Source organism: Carnobacterium sp., assembly GCF_032094055.1.
Taxonomy (GTDB): domain Bacteria; phylum Bacillota; class Bacilli; order Lactobacillales; family Carnobacteriaceae; genus Carnobacterium_A.
Window position 1 is genome coordinate 13,652 of sequence record NZ_DAMDAK010000046.1, and the last position, 1,827, is coordinate 15,478.

The 1,827-nt window shown below is 36.2% G+C and carries 2 protein-coding genes and 1 pseudogene; 2 read left to right on the forward strand and 1 reads right to left on the reverse strand.

Annotated features, from left to right (window positions below):
- Both celB and RT405_RS08270 read left to right on the forward strand, forming a co-directional pair.
- Positions 1-319, forward strand: a pseudogene (gene celB, locus RT405_RS08265) (PTS cellobiose transporter subunit IIC); the annotation flags it as partial.
- Positions 320-515: 196 nt separating this feature from the next.
- Complete coding sequence (locus RT405_RS08270) at positions 516-1,247, forward strand: GntR family transcriptional regulator (protein WP_313469049.1); 732 nt, start codon at positions 516-518, stop codon at positions 1,245-1,247.
- Positions 1,248-1,562: 315 nt separating this feature from the next.
- Here RT405_RS08270 and RT405_RS08275 read toward each other — a convergent pair.
- Positions 1,563-1,827 (reverse strand): LURP-one-related family protein (locus tag RT405_RS08275; protein WP_313469050.1); only part of this gene is annotated, 265 nt, incomplete at its 5' end.

The following is a 1,827-nucleotide window of genomic DNA, read 5'->3' on the forward strand; positions in this document are numbered from 1 at the left end:
ATTCTTCAATATTAACGAGCCAATCCTATTCGGCATGCCTGTTGTTTACAATCCTTATACCGCAATCCCATTCTTCTTAGCACCAATGGCTTCTATGTCAGTTGCTTATTTTGCTATTAATCTAGGCTTTGTCAATCCACCAATCGCACAAGTCGCTTGGCCAACACCAATTGGACTTTCAGGATTTATTGGATCAGGCGGCGATTGGCGTGCATTTGTTCTTGCGATTGTCTGCGCATTGATCGCTTTCTTGATTTGGTTCCCATTCATAAAAATGTACGATGGAAAACTATATGCAGACGAACAAAGAGCTGCTTAAATCACACATTTTATGGACGGATTAAATATGAACAAGATCCAGCTATGAAGATTCTACGATATCTGTTTTTTTCTATAAACCCACAAAACGAGTCTAAAAAAGGCCAAACGTTTGAAATAAGAGAGCATCGAGCATTATTTTACGGTAAAATAAAGATAAAACTAGCTTGAAGAAAAGGAGAAAAGGAGCGACAAAGATGCATAAACAATGGGATATTGATTCATTAACAGCAGATATCATTAAGCGAATCAAAGAACGAACACTAGCTGATAAAAATGGTAAATTGCCCAGCGAAAGAAAGTTGATGGATTACTACAATGTTTCACGATATTCCCTTCGACAAGCCTTGAGCAAATTGAGCAAACTTGGCTATATCTATCAAATTCAAGGACGTGGTTCCTATATCCATGAGCATCGTTATCAGGCCAATTTGATGACTCAGAGCGATTTAGGATTCACAGAGGACCTTGCTCGGGAAGGTAAAAGGATTCAAACAGTCGGTGCCACTCAGCGCATTGTTTCATTATCTGAGATTGATTTTTACCCTAGCAATCAACAGTTTTCTGATGACCAACTTTTTATTGAAGTTGAAAGATTTCGTACATTAGAGGATAAGCCCTATCTGGTCGAACACTCCTATTATTTACCAGAGATCGTTGGTGAAATTTCAGAAGCCGCCATGTATGGTTCGATGTTTGACTATTTATCAAAAGAGAAAGGTTTAACTGTCGGTTTTATTGATAAATTCATTCGTTGTGAGCTATTAACGGAATCCTATGCGAAATTCTTTCAATTAGCAACAGATATGCCATCTCTGACCGTCAGAGATGACAGCTATTTAAGAGAGGGCGAATTAGTGGCATTTTCCAAGATTTATTATGATTATCGAAATGCGACATTGTTTATGCATAAGAAGTTGTTGGACTAAAAAGTATTCTAGAAAAATAAGTTACGGAATTCATGAACCTAAAAAAAGGTAGACGCCTCATTTTTGAAGTGTCTACCTTTTTTACCTATTCAATTTTTTATTGGAACTATCTTTGATTTTTCACTTTACATGAGTAAATCGTCGTATCAAAGCTCATTCGTAGGTAGTAAATTGTTTGTTTTTGACCTTAATAAAGTGTAATAAGCCCAGTGTTTATACAGGTAACTAGGCTTTCACACTATTTTTATTTTAAAATAGGATCACTATAAATTTTACGCTAAATCAATTTTCTATAATACATCTATAGTTTTATTTTTACGAACCACTGCTTGCTGCAGATCGTTGACTTGCAATGACACAATCAATAACAATGATTACACCTAAAGCTAATACTGCATCGGCTTCATCAGTAATATTCAAGGCGTAAGTGTCTCCCCATGTTAGCCATTCCTTAGAGATATCAGCAATCACTCTTCCTTTTTCCACTATTTGATAATCATGTTCCCAAAAAGAGCCCTCTACTTGCCAAGAAGGTCCCTCAATTGTATAATGCGGTTTTAAAAAAGCGAATTCTTTACTC